Source organism: Cyanobium sp. A1C-AMD, assembly GCF_024346495.1.
In the GTDB taxonomy this organism is placed as follows: domain Bacteria; phylum Cyanobacteriota; class Cyanobacteriia; order PCC-6307; family Cyanobiaceae; genus Cyanobium_A; species Cyanobium_A usitatum.
In genome coordinates this window covers 1-15941 of sequence record NZ_JAGQDB010000059.1, presented here as the reverse complement: position 1 = coordinate 15941, position 15941 = coordinate 1, and the positions used below count along the sequence as shown (strand labels likewise).

At 63.0% G+C, this 15941-nt stretch carries 15 protein-coding genes and 2 tRNA genes; 12 read left to right on the top strand and 5 right to left on the bottom strand.

Translation table 11 applies throughout. From position 1 onward, the window contains the following. Positions 1-114: 114 nt before the first annotated feature. Positions 115-1275: an HD-GYP domain-containing protein gene (locus KBY74_RS10075; RefSeq protein WP_254942583.1), complete on the top strand. Its 1161-nt coding sequence runs from the start codon at positions 115-117 to the stop codon at positions 1273-1275. Positions 1276-1290: 15 nt separating this feature from the next. On the opposite strand, the gene KBY74_RS10070 is transcribed toward KBY74_RS10075, so the two are convergent. The 3 genes from KBY74_RS10070 to aroQ are packed head-to-tail and all read right to left on the bottom strand — an operon-like array spanning position 1291 to position 3304. After that, on the bottom strand, positions 1291-2208 hold the full coding sequence (locus KBY74_RS10070; RefSeq protein WP_254942582.1) for a cation diffusion facilitator family transporter: 918 nt from the start codon (positions 2206-2208) through the stop codon (positions 1291-1293). A 41-nt stretch (positions 2209-2249) separates the two neighbouring features. Next, positions 2250-2864 carry a tRNA-(ms[2]io[6]A)-hydroxylase gene (locus tag KBY74_RS10065; RefSeq protein WP_254942581.1) on the bottom strand — a complete coding sequence of 205 codons (615 nt, stop codon included), beginning with the start codon at positions 2862-2864 and terminating at the stop codon, positions 2250-2252. After that, the gene (aroQ, locus tag KBY74_RS10060; RefSeq protein ID WP_254942580.1) at positions 2864-3304 is read right to left on the bottom strand and encodes a type II 3-dehydroquinate dehydratase; all 441 of its coding nucleotides are present in this window, start codon (positions 3302-3304) and stop codon (positions 2864-2866) included. The genes KBY74_RS10065 and aroQ overlap by 1 nt, the downstream gene beginning before the upstream one ends. 37 nt (positions 3305-3341) lie before the next feature. Here aroQ and KBY74_RS10055 point away from each other — a divergent pair. The 7 genes from KBY74_RS10055 to KBY74_RS10025 all read left to right on the top strand — a co-directional run bounded on the left by KBY74_RS10055 (position 3342) and on the right by KBY74_RS10025 (position 9973). Beyond that, positions 3342-3423, top strand: a tRNA-Tyr gene (locus KBY74_RS10055). Between the two features lie 10 nt (positions 3424-3433). Then, positions 3434-3505, top strand: a tRNA-Thr gene (locus tag KBY74_RS10050). A 59-nt stretch (positions 3506-3564) separates the two neighbouring features. Then, a complete protein-coding gene (locus KBY74_RS10045) occupies positions 3565-4161 on the top strand; it encodes a response regulator transcription factor (RefSeq protein ID WP_254942579.1) in 597 nt (198 codons plus the stop codon). Then, complete coding sequence (locus KBY74_RS10040; RefSeq protein WP_254942578.1) at positions 4158-6191, top strand: ATP-binding protein; 2034 nt, start codon at positions 4158-4160, stop codon at positions 6189-6191. Before KBY74_RS10045 ends, KBY74_RS10040 begins: the two co-directional genes overlap by 4 nt. Positions 6192-6299: 108 nt before the next feature. After that, on the top strand, positions 6300-6896 hold the full coding sequence (locus tag KBY74_RS10035; RefSeq protein ID WP_254942577.1) for a hypothetical protein: 597 nt from the start codon (positions 6300-6302) through the stop codon (positions 6894-6896). Positions 6897-7000: 104 nt separating this feature from the next. Then, positions 7001-8350: an aldehyde dehydrogenase family protein gene (locus KBY74_RS10030; RefSeq protein WP_254942586.1), complete on the top strand. Its 1350-nt coding sequence runs from the start codon at positions 7001-7003 to the stop codon at positions 8348-8350. 114 nt (positions 8351-8464) lie between these two features. Beyond that, positions 8465-9973: a LysM peptidoglycan-binding domain-containing protein gene (locus KBY74_RS10025; protein WP_254942576.1), complete on the top strand. Its 1509-nt coding sequence runs from the start codon at positions 8465-8467 to the stop codon at positions 9971-9973. 40 nt (positions 9974-10013) lie between these two features. On the opposite strand, the gene KBY74_RS10020 is transcribed toward KBY74_RS10025, so the two are convergent. Beyond that, positions 10014-11543, bottom strand: coding sequence for an ATP-dependent DNA helicase RecQ (locus KBY74_RS10020; protein ID WP_254942575.1), 1530 nt, complete (start codon positions 11541-11543; stop codon positions 10014-10016). A 53-nt stretch (positions 11544-11596) separates the two neighbouring features. After that, positions 11597-12637, bottom strand: coding sequence for a hypothetical protein (locus KBY74_RS10015; protein ID WP_254942585.1), 1041 nt, complete (start codon positions 12635-12637; stop codon positions 11597-11599). 150 nt (positions 12638-12787) lie between these two features. Between KBY74_RS10015 and KBY74_RS10010 the strand changes: the two genes are divergently transcribed. The 4 genes from KBY74_RS10010 to KBY74_RS09990 all read left to right on the top strand — a co-directional run bounded on the left by KBY74_RS10010 (position 12788) and on the right by KBY74_RS09990 (position 15803). Next, positions 12788-12997, top strand: coding sequence for a photosystem I reaction center subunit IV (locus KBY74_RS10010; RefSeq protein ID WP_106502000.1), 210 nt, complete (start codon positions 12788-12790; stop codon positions 12995-12997). Between the two features lie 108 nt (positions 12998-13105). Continuing rightward, the gene (locus KBY74_RS10005; protein WP_254942574.1) at positions 13106-13951 is read left to right on the top strand and encodes a DNA-formamidopyrimidine glycosylase; all 846 of its coding nucleotides are present in this window, start codon (positions 13106-13108) and stop codon (positions 13949-13951) included. Continuing rightward, positions 13930-15372, top strand: coding sequence for an acireductone synthase (gene mtnC / locus KBY74_RS13800; RefSeq protein ID WP_315859058.1), 1443 nt, complete (start codon positions 13930-13932; stop codon positions 15370-15372). Before KBY74_RS10005 ends, mtnC begins: the two co-directional genes overlap by 22 nt. Then, complete coding sequence (locus tag KBY74_RS09990) at positions 15369-15803, top strand: DUF4440 domain-containing protein (protein WP_254942573.1); 435 nt, start codon at positions 15369-15371, stop codon at positions 15801-15803. The genes mtnC and KBY74_RS09990 overlap by 4 nt, the downstream gene beginning before the upstream one ends. The last annotated feature ends 138 nt before the right edge of the window (positions 15804-15941 follow it).

The following is a 15941-nucleotide window of genomic DNA, read 5'->3' as shown; positions in this document are numbered from 1 at the left end:
CAGAGCACTTATGGGAGCCCTGCTAAATCAAATTGCAGTCGAACGCGACAGTTTTGAATTCAGAAGCTTCTTAATCCTATGTTGCCCAGAGACTCCCTAGGGTTTTCTCTCTAAATGACATTTCCGGCCAGCCATCTCGCACCCCCTGAGCCCGAGAGAAACAAGGAAGCTGCCAGCCTGATCCGTCAAGTTGGCGATGACCTCAATTTCAGGCTGCGGCAGCTGCACGAGCAATTGCTGGAGCAGGTTCCTGATGTAGATCGCATCGCCTGCGCTCTCTACGAACCAAGCGATGACATGCTCAAAACCTTTGTGCATAGCACTCGCCAGGGCGTAGCCATAAAGGGATATGAGTTTCGCCTTTCCGAAAGCGCCTCCCTCAGCGCCTTAGCGGCTAACCGTAGCGTTCGGATTTTGGATGAAATCGCCGATGTCGTAAATCCTGCCAATCCCCACTCCCAATGGCTCCTAAACGAGGGCTACCGCTCCTCCTTCACCGTGCCCCTATACGAGAGGCAGGAGTTTATCGGCTTCCTTTTCTACGACTCATCGAAGCCAGCTGCTTTTAGCAAAAAAGTTCAGCGCAGCCTTGAGGTTTACAACACCCTGATCAGCCTGACAATCTCAAACGAATTAAATTTAGTTCGCTCGATTACCACATCGGCTCAGGTTGCTCGCGAATTTGCCAGCCTCCGCGACTTTGAAACCGGCAATCATCTTGAGCGCATGGCTCATTACTCCCGCCTAATCGCCAGGGAACTAGCCCCTCGCCACGACTTAAGCGATGAATACATTGAGCACCTTTATTTATTTGCGCCATTGCATGACATTGGCAAAATTGGCATTCCCGACAGCATTCTGCTCAAGTCCGGCGGTCTAAACCCCGAAGAGCGGGCCATGATGAACACCCACGTTCAAAAGGGTATTGACGTGCTGGAGCGCATGATCGGCGAATTCGGACTTGATACCCTGCCCGATTCCCAGGTGATGCGCAACGTGGTGGCCGGGCACCACGAGTGTCTCGATGGCAGCGGCTACCCCAATGGGCTTAAAGGCGCTGAGATCGCCCTAGAGGCCAGGATCATCGCCGTCGCCGACATTCTCGACGCCCTCACCAGTCACCGGCCTTATAAAGAACCCTGGTCTGTGGAGGCGGCCATTGGTGAGCTGGAGCGCTTAGTTGAAAGGGGCAAGATCGATGGCGATTGCGTTCAGGCCTTGAAGTGCCATCTCCCGGAGGTCAACACCATCCGCGACCGGTTCAAAGACAGCTGAGCTAATGCTCCGGTCTTAATCAAGTTGCAGTGTCTCTAACTGGAGAGGCTCTAACTGAAGAGTCGAATGATCGATGCCCAGCTGGGCCAACTCAGCTTTTGCTCTATGCAGCAGGGCCATGTCGTCCACCTGCTGGGGATCGCGCAGGAGGTGCGCCGTCAGGGCCGTTTGGGAGGTGCTCATGCCCCAAATATGAATGTGATGCACCGCCGCCACCCCTGGCAGCTCGGCCAAGGTGCGTTCCACCGCATCTCGATCGATGCCTGGCGGGATCCCGTCGAGGCTCACCAGCACCGACTGACGCAGCAGGGTCCAGCCGGACCAGGCCACGGCCAAGCCCACGCCAATACCGGTGAAGGGATCAAGCCAGTGGATGCCGGTGAACTGAATCAACAGGGCGCTGACCAGCACCGCAGCACTCACCGCCGCATCGGTGAGCAGGTGCACCACCGCAGCTCGGCGGTTGAGATCGTGGCTGTGGTTGTGGCCAAACAAACGGGCCGAGCCCAGGTTCACCGCAATGCCCAACAGGGCCGCCACCGCCACCGGGCCAGGGGTTAGCTCCACCGGCTTGGCCAGTCTTTGCACGCCCTCAACGATCACAACGGCGGATGCCATCAAGATCAAGGCCGCGTTGATCATCGAAGCCAGCTGGGTGCTGCGGCCAAATCCGTAGGTGAATTGCTTGTTGGCGGGCAGGGCGCTGAGGCGCTCAGCCCCCCAGCCCAGCAGCAACCCCGCCACATCGCCGAGGTTGTGCAGGGCATCGCCGATCAGGGCCAAAGAGCCAAAGCCGATGCCAATGGCCAGCTGCAAAGCGGAGAGGCCGCTGTTGAGCAGCACACTCCAGCGAAAGGCCGCCGGATTGCCATCTCTGTGTTCGTGCTGGATGTGGCGTGGCAGCCGCTGGCGGCCCACCGCTGGATGGCTCATCAACCTTTTGTAGGTCGGGTGGGAGGTGTTGTCTGCCGAAGTCAGCTCACCAAATCAACCCCCACCGAGTGCATGCGCACCTGGTCTGCAGCGGCGAGATCGCCTGTGAGGGCTGCGACTTCCGCCGCCGCCAGCTCCTGCAGTCGCTCCACCGTGGCCTCACGGCCGAAGCGCTCTTCGCAGAGCAGCCAGTAGAGGCCGAAATGGCGCGCTTCGCTGGCCAGCAGCTCTCCATACAGCTCTCGCAGCTCGGCATCGGGGCTATGGGCCGCCAGCAGGGCCATGCGCTCATGGCTGCGGGCCTCAATCAAGCCAGCCACCAAAAAGGAATCGAGCATGCGCTGGGGTTCGCCCTTGCGCACCTGGGCCGTGAGGGCCGAGCCGTAGGCCGGGGCCGGCAGGGAGCGCAGGGATGCGCCGCGCCGTTGCAGCAATTGCAGCACCTGCTCGAAATGCTCCAACTCCTCCCGTGCCAGGGGGCTAAGGGCGGCCGCCAAGCCGACCTCGCTGGGATAACGAAACATCAGCTGCAGGGCTACGCCGGCAGCCTTGCGCTCGCAGTGGGCGTGGTCAATCAACAGCAGCTCTGGCTGGGCAATTGCCTGCTCCAGCCAGGCGGGGCTGGAGGGGGCCGCTAACCACTTCACCCGGGCCATCAAGGCTGGGCTCGCAGGTGGGCCACCAGGCCCTCCAGGGCCAGGGTGTAACTGAGTGGCCCAAAGCCACAGATCACGCCCAGGGCCTTATCGGCCAGGGTGGAATGGTGCCGAAACGGCTCGCGGGCGTGGGTGTTGCTCAAGTGCAGTTCCACGAAGGGAATCGCCACCCCCAGCAGGGCATCACGCAGGGCAATTGAGCTGTGGGTGTAAGCGCCGGCATTGATCAAAATGCCATTTACGCTGCCCCGGCCCTCGTGGATGCGATCCACCAGGGCGCCTTCATGGTTGCTTTGAAAGCAGCTGATCGCCGCCCCCAGGGCCTGGGCGCGACTCTCCAGCTCAGCGTTGACCTGATCAAGGGTCTGACTGCCATAAACACCCGGCTCGCGGGTGCCCAGCAGGTTGAGATTGGGACCGTGGAGAGCGAGCAGCTGCATGGAGAAGGTCGGCTGGTAAGTTCTTCGGGTGTGGTTCGGGTCGGTGCCCGAGTGGTTAATGGGGGCGGACTGTAAATCCGCTGGCTCTGCCTACGTTGGTTCAAATCCAACCCGGCCCACCTTCCACATGCCCTTGTAGCTCAGTGGTAGAGCACTCCCTTGGTAAGGGAGAGGTCACGAGTTCAAATCTCGTCAAGGGCTTACAAAAAGAGGGGCTGGCACCGCTCCTCAAGCACAGTGGTACACCGGCTGCATCCTGGTTGACCCTCCGCTGCCTGATCGTGGAAGACCAGGTCATGTTCCTGCAGCTGCTTTGCAAAATGCTGCAAGGACTGCCCGGCTTGGAGGTGGTGGGTACGGCCACTAATTGCCACGACGGCTTTGAAGCCTGTCGCAAACTCCGCCCAGATGCCCTGATCCTCGATCTGGCCCTGCCCGACGGCGATGGCCTGGGGGTGGCCCGCTTCCTGCGGCTGCTCCAACCCGAGGCAAAGGCGCTGGTGCTCTCGGCCCAGGCCAGCAGCTTTGTGTGCCCAGAGGAGCTCGAAGCGATGCTGGTGGGAGTGGTGGATAAAACCTCCACCTACGAAACCCTGCGCAATGTGATCGAGGCCGCCCTGCTGCAGGAGACGCCCCAGGACGCCGAACCAAACGGGCCAGTGGCGGCGCTCACCCCACGCCAGCGGCAGATCTTCAGCCTGATCGGCCAGGGCCTCAGCAATAAGGCGATCGCCCACGCCACCGGGCTGGCAGTTGCCACGGTGGAAACCCACCGCAAGGCCATTGCTCGCCGCCTTAACTGCAGCGGAGCTGAGTTGGTGCGCCGGGCAGCCCTGGATCTGGGCCCGGTGCCATGAGGGGTAGGGGACTGCGCAACCGAATCGTCTGGGCGACGAGTTTGCAGCTGCTGCTGGTGAGTGGGGCGGTGGGCGGCTTGGCCTATTTCAGCGGCCAACGCGGTGGCTTTGGCCTGGCCGAGGCCTACCGCCAGCAAGACGCCATCACCGACCTTTCGGAGCAGCTCTCGGGCCGCCTGGCGGCACCGCAGCTGATCAACAGCCTCAACGTGCTCGCCATCCAGCAGGGCCAGCTCTCCTTAAACGACTTCGACGCCATGGGGCAGCGCTTCTGGAGTCAGATGCAGCTCTTCCCCGTGGGCTACATCAACTACGGCAGCGTTCGAGGGGAATTCCTCGGGGTGGAAAGGCTCGACAGCGGCGCCTTTGTGATCAACGAAGACGCGTTCGCCAGCCCCCTCGGCAAGGGCACGATGGGCGTCTACGCCATGGGAGCAAAGGGACAACGGGGCGCCCTGCTGGAGTCAATTCCTGGCATGACCGACAGCCACGAGGAGGCCTGGTACGTGGAGACGGTGAAGGCCGGCCAGCCCACCTGGAGCTCGATCTACCAGTGGGAAGACAAGCCCGAGGTGCTGGCGATTGCCTTTAATCAACCCCTCTACGGCCCTGGGCGCCAACTGCTCGGCGTCATCGGCGTCGACTTCGTACTCAGCCAGCTCAACACCTGGCTTGAGGAAGTCTGGAAAGACAGAAACGGCTTCGCCTTGATCGTGGAAAGAAACGGCATGGTCGTGGCCAGCTCCCGGCCTGGCCTGACCAGCACAGGCAGGGGCTCCACAACCAAACGCGTGCGGCTGGACCAACTGCCCGATCCCCTGGTGCAGGCCACCAACCGCCGCCTGCAGGAAGTGGGTGGCCTCGCTGCCCCCAGCTCCCTAGCCAGCACCCAGACCGTGCAATACAGGGGCAACACCTACCTGGTAGGCCTCCATTCCTGGGGCCAGGCGGAGAAGCTCGACTGGCTGCTGATCACAGCCCTGCGCTCAGATCAGATCGTGCAGGCCAGTCAGCGCCATGCCCTGATCGCCCTGCTGCTGAGCCTGGGGGCGGTAGCCACCGCGGTGGTGGTGACGATCCGGGTGAGCGACTGGCTGCTGGCGCCGCTAGAGCTGCTGCGCCGGCGCTGCCAGAGCGCCTCCGAGCAGGTGGGCCAGGGGGACGCAAATCTTGTATTTGAAGCAGGGCTGCCCAAGGGCAGCGCCAGAGAGATAGAGGCAGTTTCCCAGGCGTTCGGAGCCCTGGTGGAGCGGCTAACCCAGGCCCGGCGACAACTCGCTGAAGCCATCGAGCGGGAGCGACTCAAGGACGCCCAGACCGTGTTGGTGCTGGAAGACAAGCTCAAAAGCAGCCTGCAGGCCGCAGCCGTGGCCCACGAAATCAACCTGCCCCTCAGCACCCTGCTACTGAACAGCAAATTGCTGCTGGAGCAGCAAGAAGCTCCCCTGCCCACCAACCTGAACGAGCATCTCCAGGCGATCGCCAGCAACGCCGATGAGGTCGTAACGACGATTGAAAAGATGCGCAGCCTGCTGCGCAACGTGCAGACCCACCACCGGCGACTCAACCTGGCCAACGTGGCCCGCAGCGCCCTGCTCTACGCAGGCCCGAGCCTCAAGGCCGCAGGCATCACGGTGCAGCGCGAGGGCCTCGAAGCCAGCCTGGCGGTATTGGGGGACGCGGCCCAGATCCAGATAGCCGTGGTCAATCTGCTGCGCAATGCCCTTGAAGCGCTGGAAACAGCCGGCCCTGCCGCAGCCACCCCCGCCACCATTGCGGTGCGGCTGCAAAGCGAGGGCGACGCGATTGTGCTCAGCGTGGCCGACAACGGCCCGGGGTTCCAGGCACCGCAAACGGCCTTAACCCCACTGGAAACCAGCAAGGCCAGTGGCAGTGGCCTGGGCTTGTTTGTGGTGCAGACCACCATGGAAAACCATCGCGGCTCCCTGGCCATCGGGCGCTCCAGCCTGGACGGCGCCGAAGTGCGACTGATTTTTCCCGCCGCTCCGGCCCTACCTATTACTCAATAGGGGGCAGGAGGTTACTCAATAGGGGGCGTGAGGTTACCCAATAGGGGGTAGGAGGCGATTGGTGGGCAGGCACAAATTCATAAGGTCGCCACTCTGCGCAGTAGAAGAATGCGCGACATCCTGCTCGACGGATTGCCAGTTCTGGCTCTGCTGGAGATCACTGCCAGCACTTCGGTCGTGGCGGCCCTGACCAACTGCGACCAAAGCTCCGTTTCGCGCCTGCACCGCCGCGTTAGCGATCAGCTCGGCCTGGATTTCCGCAAAACCAACGGCCACTACCGGGCCCACGCCAACCACGCCGTTTTGGGCTCCCTGCGGCAAGCCTCCCAGCTGCTGCGCCTCGGCCGGGGCCAGCTGCAGCTGCAGTGGCAGGGCACCCCCCGGGATGTTCAGGCTCTCCAATCGATCGGCGACCGCGCCCTGGAGCTGGTGCGCGAGCGGGTGCTGGATCTGGCCGTGATCAATGGCCTCGATACCCTGCCGCCGGGCTGGGAGGACAGCCGCAAACCCTTTGCCTTCTTCGATCTGGTAGCCATTGGTCTGGTGCGTTACCCAATCCAGCCCAGCTGCAGCGGCACCAACCTCGATGCGGTGGTGCTGCGCCGGGAGCATTTGGAGCGGCCGGCCGTGCAGGCCTTGATCAGCCAAATCCGCGCCGTTTACCTGCGGGAGTACGCGCAATTGCCCGAGCTGGCTTGGCTCTGAGCAGCCGAAGCCTCAAGCAATTTGCCAGCTTGGGGTGACACGCAGCCTGCCCCTTGAGCTCCGCCCCAACCGCCACCCCGCTGCTTGCCACGCCGATTGCGGCGATGCGGGCACCCGTAAGTACGGGCCTCACCCGCAGCCTGGCCTGGCGGCTGGAGCAGCTAGATCGCCTGGAAGGCCTGTTGCGCGATCAGGAGGCGGCAGTGCTCGAAGCCTTGGCGGCCGATCTAGGCAAACCGCCCCTCGAGGCCACCTTTGAGCTGATAGCGGTGCGTCAGGAGCTGACCCTCACCCGGCGTCAGCTGAAGCGCTGGATGGCACCGCGGCCGATTGGGCTTGATCTGGCCCTGCGGCCCGGCCAGGCCTGGGTGCAAACCGAACCTCTGGGCTGCGTGTTGATCATCGGCCCCTGGAACTACCCATTCCATCTCTGCCTGCACCCGCTGGTAAGCGCCCTAGCGGCGGGCAACACGGCAGTGATCAAGCCCTCAGAGCATGCGCCCCACATCTCCGCACTCCTGGCCCGCTGCCTACCCCTGGCCTTTCCTGCCGAGGTGGTGCAGGTGGTCACTGGCGATGGGGCCGTGGCAGCCGAGCTGCTGGAGCAGCAGTTTGACCACATCCTTTTCACCGGGGGCGGCCGGGTCGGCCGGCTGGTGATGGCCGCCGCCGCCCGCCATCTCACCCCCGTGACCCTGGAGCTGGGCGGCAAGAGTCCGGCGATCGTGCTTGCCGATGCCGACATCGCCACCAGCGCCAAGCGTCTGGCCTGGGGCAAGGGTCTCAATGCTGGTCAAACCTGCATCGCGCCCGACCACCTGCTGGTGCAACCAGCCGTGCGGGAAGCGCTAGTTGCAGCTATCGCTGCCGAATGGCAGCGCTTCTACGGCAGCGATCCCCTCGCCAGTGAGGACATGGGCTCCATCGTCAATGAAGCCCAGTTCCAGCGACTGGAGGCCCTGCTGGCGGGAGCCCGCAGCCGCGGCCAGGTGCTGGCTGGGGGGCGCAGCGATCCCAGCCGCCGGCGCATCGAACCCACCTTGGTAGCAATCGAATCCGGCGACGATCCGCTGATGCAGGAGGAGCTGTTTGGCCCAATTCTGCCCGTGCTGGCAGTAGCCAACCTGGAAGCGGCCCTGGCCGAGGTGAGGGCAAGGCCCAAGCCCCTTGCTCTCTATTTGTTTAGCCACGATCGAGCCGCCCAGCAGCGCACCCTGGACACCACCAGCTCCGGTGGCGTCTGCTTCAACGATGTAGTGATGCAGGCGGGTGCGGCGGCCCTGCCCTTAGGCGGCGTCGGCGAAAGCGGCATGGGCAGCTACCACGGCGAAGCTGGCTTTCTAACCTTTTCGCACCGGCGCACGGTGCTGCGGCGCCCTTTCTGGCTGGATCTGCCCTTCCGCTACCCCCCCTATGCGGGCAAGTTGGCCCTGGTGAAGCGGCTGCTGGGCTAACTGGGGCACGGCGATGGGGGGGGCGATCAGCAGCTTTGATGCGCCGAAATCAATCCGGGGACTGGATGGGACGAGGCAACGCCCTTAACGTTCCCGTACCTATACGTGGTGCCGATGCGTCGCTCCCTTGCCGCCCTGGCCCTAGCGGTGGTGTTGCCCTTCCCGGGTCTGGCCCCTGCGGCAGCCCTGGCAAACGTGGTGGTAAAGCCAGGCGAAACCCTCTCGGAAATTGCCGACCGCCACGGCGTCAGCCTCACCCGACTGATGCAGGCCAATGGCATCACCAACCCCGACATGGTGGTAGCAGGCCAGAGCTTGCGGCTGCCAGGCAGTAGCGCCGCTGGCGCTGGGAGCTCCAGGGGCGCCAGTGTCACCGTCCAGCCCGGAGACACCCTCTCCGACATCGCCGATCGCCAGGGGATCAGCCTCAACCAGTTGATGCAGGCCAACGGCATCACCAACCCCGACATGGTGGTCGCAGGCCAAAAGCTGGTGCTACCTGGATCTCGCCGGGCAACTGCGGCCGCCGCTCCCCGCGAGCTGCCCTCCGCCCCTTACACGGTGAAAAGCGGTGAAACCATCTCAGAAATCGCCGATCGCTTTGGCACGAGCACTGAGCGCCTGATTCAGTTAAACGGGATCAGCAATCCAAATCTGGTGGTGGCGGGAACACGCCTGGCCATCCCTGGGCGTCCGTCCTCATCGGCCGCCCCCCGCAGCACAGCGGCCCCGCGCAACGCCAAGGAACACGTGGTGCGCAGCGGTGAGAATCTCTCCACCATCGCCGACAGCTATGGGCTGCCGGTTGAGCGGCTGGTTGCTATCAACAAAATCGACGACCCCGATCTGGTGGTGTCCGGCGCCCGCCTGAAACTGCAGGCCCCGCCTCCGGTGAAGGCCACTCCAAAGCCAGCCACTCCAAAGCCCGCCGCCGCCCAAGCCAAACCGCAGACCAAACCCCAGTCCAAACCCAATCCCAAGCCTGTGGCAACTGCAACTGCAGTGGCAACCCCAACGGCAACCGCGACTGCAACGCCAGTAACAACACCAGTGGCCGTGAAAACGCCAGCACCCAAACCCACTCCCCGGCCCACACCCACCGTTCAGCAGCCCATACAACAGGCCATACAACAGCCTGTTCAACAAGCTGTTCAACAGCCAGTGCAAAAGGCTGCCGAGAGGGCTGTACAACCCGCTGTACAACCCGCAGTACAACCAGTCGTACAAGCGGCGGTCCAGCCGAAAATCCAACCCACTACGAAGCCCTCCCCAGTCGTTGCCACGCCGATCGCCAAAGCCTCAACCACTTCGACTACCGCAACCATCTCCCCCGCCAGCCGGCCGAGCACTGGCAGCAAGTCCAGCAGCAGCAAACCTCAGGGGCCCGACTGGCGCAGCTACGGCCCGCTGCAGGTGGACTGGGCCAACTGGCAGCCCATGGGGGGCAGTTTTGTAGCCCCAACCCTCAATAGCGATGGCAAGCCCGTTTATTTGGCGGTCAACTGCGGAGCCCGCAAGCTCAATGCCACCAGCCAATCAGGCCAATGGAAAAGCTGGGATGCACCCCAGAGCGACTTTGAGGAGCAGCTAATCAGCGATATCTGCAAAGCCCGGGCCAGCTAATCCAACCGGCTAGCCAAGCACCACCAATCAGGCTGCCCACTCAGGCAGCCCAGTGAAGTGGCCAGGGCTGGCGCACGTAGCGCCGGCCCGAGGCGCGCAGATAGAGCCGCTGGGCGCCGTCATCGCTTTCGCTGAGCAATTCCTCCTGGGCCAGCCGCCGCAGCAGCCACCCCCAGCTCGCTTCTTGCTGCTGTCGCTGCTCAACCGACACGGCGGATGCGAGCTCCTCAGCCAGGTTGCGTAGATCGCGGCCGGGACGAAGCTCCAGCACCTCCAGCGCCTGGTGCGCCTCAACAGACCAATCCCGACTTTCACGGGGACTACGGCAGTTATCGCAACGGCCGCAGGCGGCCGCCAGTTCCCCTACGGCCAGCAGCAGCGCCTGCTCCCGGCAGCCCTCGCCCTCCGCCACCGCTTCCATCCGCCGCAATTGTTGCTGGGCCAGCTCCAGCCGTTGCTGGTCCTGCTGGCGCTGGGCCCCCACGCCCCGAATTGCCCAGCCCAAGCTGGTGCGATCAGCCGGGTCGTAGAGCACCAGACAGCGCGCCAGTTCCCCATCACGGCCGGCCCGGCCCGATTCCTGCAGATAACCCTCCGGACTGGCCGGCAGGTCCAGGTGCAGCACTAGTCCCACATCCGATCGGTCCACTCCCATGCCGAAGGCCACGGTGGCCACCAGCACCGGCCGCGGCTGCAGCTGGAAATGCTCCAGGGCCAGCTGGCGGCTTTCGGGGTCCATGCCGGCGTGATAGGCGATCGCCTCCACCCCGACCCCTGTCAAGCGAGCCGCCCATTGCTCCACCGAGCGGCGGGTGCGCGCATAGATCAGCACGGCGCCCCGGGATGCCCCCAGCTCCGCCAGCACCAGGGGCAGGGGATCGGGCGGGCGCACCTGCATGCCATACACCAGGTTGGTGCGGCGGGCCGAACGCACCTGGATCAGCGGTCGCCGCAGCTGCAGCAGGCGAATGATGTCGGCCCGCACCTGGGGGGCTGCGGTGGCGCTGAGCGCCACTAGGGGCACCCCGGGGCACTGAGCCCGCAATTGGCCTAGGCGGCGGTAGTCGGGGCGGAAATCATGGCCCCAGGCGCTGATGCAGTGGGCCTCGTCAACCGCAAGCGCCACCAGCTGGCCGCTCTCCAGAACGTCGTCGAGCAGCTGGCGGGTGGCTTCCCCCTGCAGCCGCTCCGGGGCCAGATAAAGCAGCCGCAGCCTGTGATCGCGCAGCCGCTGCAGCAGCTGGCGCCGCTCCGGCAAGGCCAGGCCGCCATGCAGGCAGGCGGCAGGGATGCCTCGGCGTTGCAACTGGCTTACCTGGTCCTGCATCAGGGCAACCAGGGGTGAAATCACCAGCACCAGCCCACCACGCACCAAGGCGGGCAGCTGATAACAAAGCGACTTGCCACCGCCAGTGGGCAGCACCGCCAGGCAGTCCTGGCCGGCCAGCAGGGCCTCCACCACCGGCCTCTGACCGGGACGGAACTCGGACCAGCCGAAATGGCGCTCCAGGGCCAGCGCCAGGGGATCAGCGGGGCCAGAAGGCAATTGGGCCCTACCCGTAGTGCTCACTGACCATAGCGACCACCAGATGCGGTGCTAGGGGCCGGTCTTGGCAGAGGTGGTCATGGCAGGGGTGGTGGCGGTAGCTGCTCCGGTGACTCCTCCACTAGTTGCAAGCGCACCCGCTTGCCCCCCGCCAACTCCCCCAGGGACACCCGCAGGGTGCTGCCGCTGAGCGACTGCAAGGCAGTGAGCAGTTCGCGCAGGTGGGGCGTGCTGCTGCCGCTCTCCACCCAGAGGCGCTCCTGCAGGCCCCCGAGCCGCCGCCAGCTGGTGTGCAGCTTCAGCACGGCACTCTCCAGGGCCTGGGCCTGGCCCACCGCATCGGCCAGCAAGCCCAGGGCATCGAGTCGTTGAGCCTCCTGCAGCGCCTTCTCGAAATCCAGCTCCCCCTGCTGAAACGCCCGCACCGCCAGAGCTGCCTCCGCCGCCTTGCTCAACCAACGGGCAGTGCAGGTCACCTCCTTGACTCGCTCCAGCTCCGGCTCCTCACGCAACACCTTGCGCAGGTCCTCCTGCTGGTCTTCTGGCAACTTGGCCAGCTCCTTCACCAGGGGAGCCACAGCCCGCGGCGGCAGGAGATTGTCAGCTGTGCGCTGGCGGATCTCCTCGGGCAAAAGGGGGCTGGTGGCGGCTGTGAACTCATCACTAAGACGGCGCACTTGCTTGCGGGTGATCTGCTGACCCTCATTTGCCGCCTCGCTGATCATCTGCTGCACCTCCGGGTCGGCCTGGGCAGTCTCCAGAAAGGCCCGCTTCGAAAAGTTGTTGACGCTGGTTTCCTCAAGCAGGCCGCCACCAACCAAACTCTCAGCCGACTCAGCAAGCTGGATCAAGGTGTAGGCCCGGGTCTTGCTGATCTCCCGCTCCCGCAGCCACTGCAGAAAGCCCGTGCCACGCCCTTCGCCGCCGCGCTTCTCCCGGTCCCGCACCGCCGCCAAAATCCGCCCGCGCCAGATTTCGGTCTGCAGGTCAAAGCGGTCGCACACGGCCCAGGCTTCTTCAAGCCTGGCCAGAAATTCCATCGTGCTGATGGTGTCGCTTTCGGGGTCGGGCAGCTCGAGGTTGAGCACCGGCGGCGCCGGGACCTCCATCGGGTCCATGGCCATGGGAAAGGACGGGCTGCTGTGCTGTCGATGGTGCCATGGGCAGCCAACGTCTCACCAAGGGCGACGAATCGTGACGCCCTTGGTGAAGCCCACCTCCTGCGCGGGTATCTTCGCTCTGGCAGCCACCCGATCTAAAGCGCAGCGATGGCAATCTCCCGCGGCGACAAAGTGCGCATCAAGCGCCCCGAGTCTTACTGGTTCAACGAAGTCGGCACCGTCGCTTCGATCGACACTTCCGGCATCCGCTACCCCGTGGTGGTTCGCTTTGAGAAGGTGAACTACAACGGCTACAGCGGCTCTGAAGGCGGCATCAACACCAACAACTTCGCCGAGAGCGAACTCCAAAAGGCCTGAACCGCATCAGCCTCTTGGGATCAAAGTTGCAGGACGATTCCCAGGCCTCTCTAAAGCCCGTACAACTTTTGGTTGCACGGGCATTTTGCTGGGCAAGGGCCTAAGGCAATGCCGGAATTACCTGAAGTTGAAACCGTGCGGAGGGGTCTCGAGCAGCAGACCCAAGGCTTTGAGATCAGCAGGGTTGAGGTACATCGGGCTAGGGCCATAGCCAGCCCGGTCAACCCTGCTGCATTCGCTGCGGCTTTGTGCGGTTGCCGAGTTGGCACCTGGTCTCGACGGGGCAAATATCTGATGAGCCAGCTCAGTCGAGGGGGGGAGGAGGCTGGCAGCTGGGGCGTGCATTTGCGCATGACCGGCCAATTCCTTTGGCTGGAAACCCCGAAACCGGCCTGCTCCCACACCCGAGTGCAACTGATTGCTGCCGGCAATCAGGAACTGCGGTTCGTAGACACCCGCAGCTTCGGCCAGATGTGGTGGGTTCCTCCCGGCGAACCGTTGGACTCGGTAATAACGGGCCTGGGGCGGCTGGGCCCCGAGCCCTTCAGCCCAGCCTTCAACGCGGCCTACCTGGCCGAGCGGCTGCGGGGCTCAAGGCGGCCAATCAAAAATGCCCTGCTGGATCAGGCGCTGGTGGCGGGGGTAGGCAACATCTATGCCGATGAGTCCCTGTTTGCTGCAGGTATTCGGCCCGCCACCACCAGCGGCAGCCTTGGCGTCTCGCAGCTGGAGCGCCTGCGCCAGGCGCTGGTGGAGGTGCTTGAAACCAGCATCGGAGCCGGCGGCACAACCTTCAGCGACTTCCGCGACCTCAAGGGCAACAACGGCAATTACGGGGGCGTGGCCTGGGTCTACAGGCGTGGCGGCGAACCCTGCCGCCACTGCCAGACCCCTATTCAACGCGAGAAACTTGGCGGGCGCAGCAGCCACTGGTGCCCGAGCTGCCAGCATTGAACAAACCGCAAGCTTGCGTGGAAACCGCCGCATCACAAACTGCCGAGTTAGCGCAACAGCTCAGCGCAACGATGGCCGCAATTCATCGCCGCGGTTGGTGCGATGGCACAGGAGGCAACTTCAGCTGCGTTCTGCGGTGGCAGCCGCTGGAGCTGCTGATGGCTCCTAGTGGGGTGGATAAGGGCAGCGTTGCCCCGGAGCAGCTGATCGTGGTGGATGCTGCTGGGGCGGTGCTGAAAGGCACCGGGCGGGCCAGCGCCGAAACCGCCCTGCACCTAGCCCTTGTGGAGACCTGTGGAGCCGGTGCGGTGCTGCACACCCATTCCCAAGCCGGCACCCTGCTGTCCCAGCACTACGCACCCACCAAAGCAGGGGCAGCCTTCCTAGTGCTGCAAGACTTGGAGATGCTTAAAGGACTTGAAGGTGTCGCCACCCATGCCACCAGCGTCTCAATTCCAGTACTGGGTAACGATCAGGATCTGGAACGACTGCGCGGCAACGCGGAACCGCATCTTGCGGCAGCGCCCTATGGGCTACTGATAGCGGGCCATGGCCTCTATGCCTGGGGCAAAGATCTGACAACAGCTCGAAGACATCTCGAGATTCTGGAGTTTCTGCTGGAGCAACACTGGCGCCAACTATTGCTTCAGGGGCTAAGCGGCAGGCAGCACGGCAGGGCAGTTGTGCAACAGCATGGCGTTAGCCATGTGCTGCTTGACATTGAGGGCACTACCTGTCCGGTGAGCTTTGTATCAGACACCCTTTTCCCCTACGCAGCTGAGCATCTCGGCAGCTTTTTGAACCAGCAACACAAGGACCCGCAGGTTCAAGAGTTACTAGCAGAAGTAGAAAAAGCCTGGGCAGAAGATCCAGACCCCGAAGCTCAGTCAATGCGGCAGCAGGGCCTAGCAGAGGGGAAGGACGGTGTTTTGAAGTACCTGCATTGGCTGATCAAGATGGATCGCAAGCTCGCGCCACTGAAAGAGCTGCAGGGGATGATCTGGGAAATTGGCTATCAGAGCGGCAAACTTCAGGGTCCGCTTTTTGAAGATGTACCTGGCGCCCTGCGGCAGTGGCATGCAGCAGGACTGCAATTGGCGGTCTATTCGTCTGGATCAGTTGGAGCCCAACAGCTGATTTACAGATACAGCAGTGGTGGAGATCTCAGGGAGATATTTGGGAACTGGTTTGACACCCGCGTGGGCAGCAAGCGTGATCAAAGCAGCTACAGAAAGATTGCCGAGTCGCTTGATATTTCCAGCCAACAAAAAATGTTAATAACCGACCCCCAGGCCGACTGCGAGGCGGCGGCTGCGAGCGGCATGCAGGTGCTGCTAAGCATCCGCCCAGGCAATCCGGCACAAGCGGTGAGTCGATTTGAGAGGATCAGCTCATTCCAAGACCTGGAGCTAAACCCATGAACCAAGACGATAAGGAAATTGATGCCAAAGCTGGGGCACCGCAGACAAACGAGCAGCAGTTGATCTGCCTCAACCAAAACCTGCTTGAAAGCGTAGTAAGCGGTGATTGGCTCACCTATTCCAGCCACTGCAGCCTGGACCTCACCTGCTTCGAAGCAGAGACCAATGGAATCCTCGCAGAGGGTCTTGCCTTCCATCAATTCTATTTCGACCTACCAGCAGCAGCGCCAAGCAGCCCTCCAGCCCCCATACAGGTGAGCATGGCTAGACCACATATTCGCTGGATCAGTCCCGACGCTGCCGTATTGAGCTACACCCGTCTCACTCAGAAGATGGTCGACGGAGCAGCGGTTACGGCTAGCTGCTGCGAGACCCGTGTTTGGCAGAGAATCGATGGAACCTGGAAACACGTCCACGTGCATCGTTCCTGAAAGTCAATTTTAATCACCAAGCCCCACCAAGAAGCTTAACCAACAAAAAAGCCACCCCTTCGGGTGGCTTTTAAGTTAGCTGATGCAACCTCTTTCAAGAGGATGAAACAGCTAATTGGGATGAATATTTTACCTGGC

Excerpts from the sequence above, each read along its gene's own strand:
- KBY74_RS10075 (WP_254942583.1), top strand. The coding sequence starts at position 115 with ATGACATTTCCGGCCAGCCATCTCGCACCCCCTGAGCCCGAGAGAAAC.
- KBY74_RS10070 (WP_254942582.1), bottom strand. The coding sequence starts at position 2,208 with ATGAGCCATCCAGCGGTGGGCCGCCAGCGGCTGCCACGCCACATCCAG.
- KBY74_RS10065 (WP_254942581.1), bottom strand. The coding sequence starts at position 2,864 with ATGGCCCGGGTGAAGTGGTTAGCGGCCCCCTCCAGCCCCGCCTGGCTG.
- aroQ (WP_254942580.1), bottom strand. The coding sequence starts at position 3,304 with ATGCAGCTGCTCGCTCTCCACGGTCCCAATCTCAACCTGCTGGGCACC.
- KBY74_RS10040 (WP_254942578.1), top strand. The coding sequence starts at position 4,158 with ATGAGGGGTAGGGGACTGCGCAACCGAATCGTCTGGGCGACGAGTTTG.
- KBY74_RS10035 (WP_254942577.1), top strand. The coding sequence starts at position 6,300 with ATGCGCGACATCCTGCTCGACGGATTGCCAGTTCTGGCTCTGCTGGAG.
- KBY74_RS10030 (WP_254942586.1), top strand. The coding sequence starts at position 7,001 with ATGCGGGCACCCGTAAGTACGGGCCTCACCCGCAGCCTGGCCTGGCGG.
- KBY74_RS10025 (WP_254942576.1), top strand. The coding sequence starts at position 8,465 with ATGCGTCGCTCCCTTGCCGCCCTGGCCCTAGCGGTGGTGTTGCCCTTC.
- KBY74_RS10015 (WP_254942585.1), bottom strand. The coding sequence starts at position 12,637 with ATGGACCCGATGGAGGTCCCGGCGCCGCCGGTGCTCAACCTCGAGCTG.
- KBY74_RS10010 (WP_106502000.1), top strand. The coding sequence starts at position 12,788 with ATGGCAATCTCCCGCGGCGACAAAGTGCGCATCAAGCGCCCCGAGTCT.
- KBY74_RS10005 (WP_254942574.1), top strand. The coding sequence starts at position 13,106 with ATGCCGGAATTACCTGAAGTTGAAACCGTGCGGAGGGGTCTCGAGCAG.
- KBY74_RS09990 (WP_254942573.1), top strand. The coding sequence starts at position 15,369 with ATGAACCAAGACGATAAGGAAATTGATGCCAAAGCTGGGGCACCGCAG.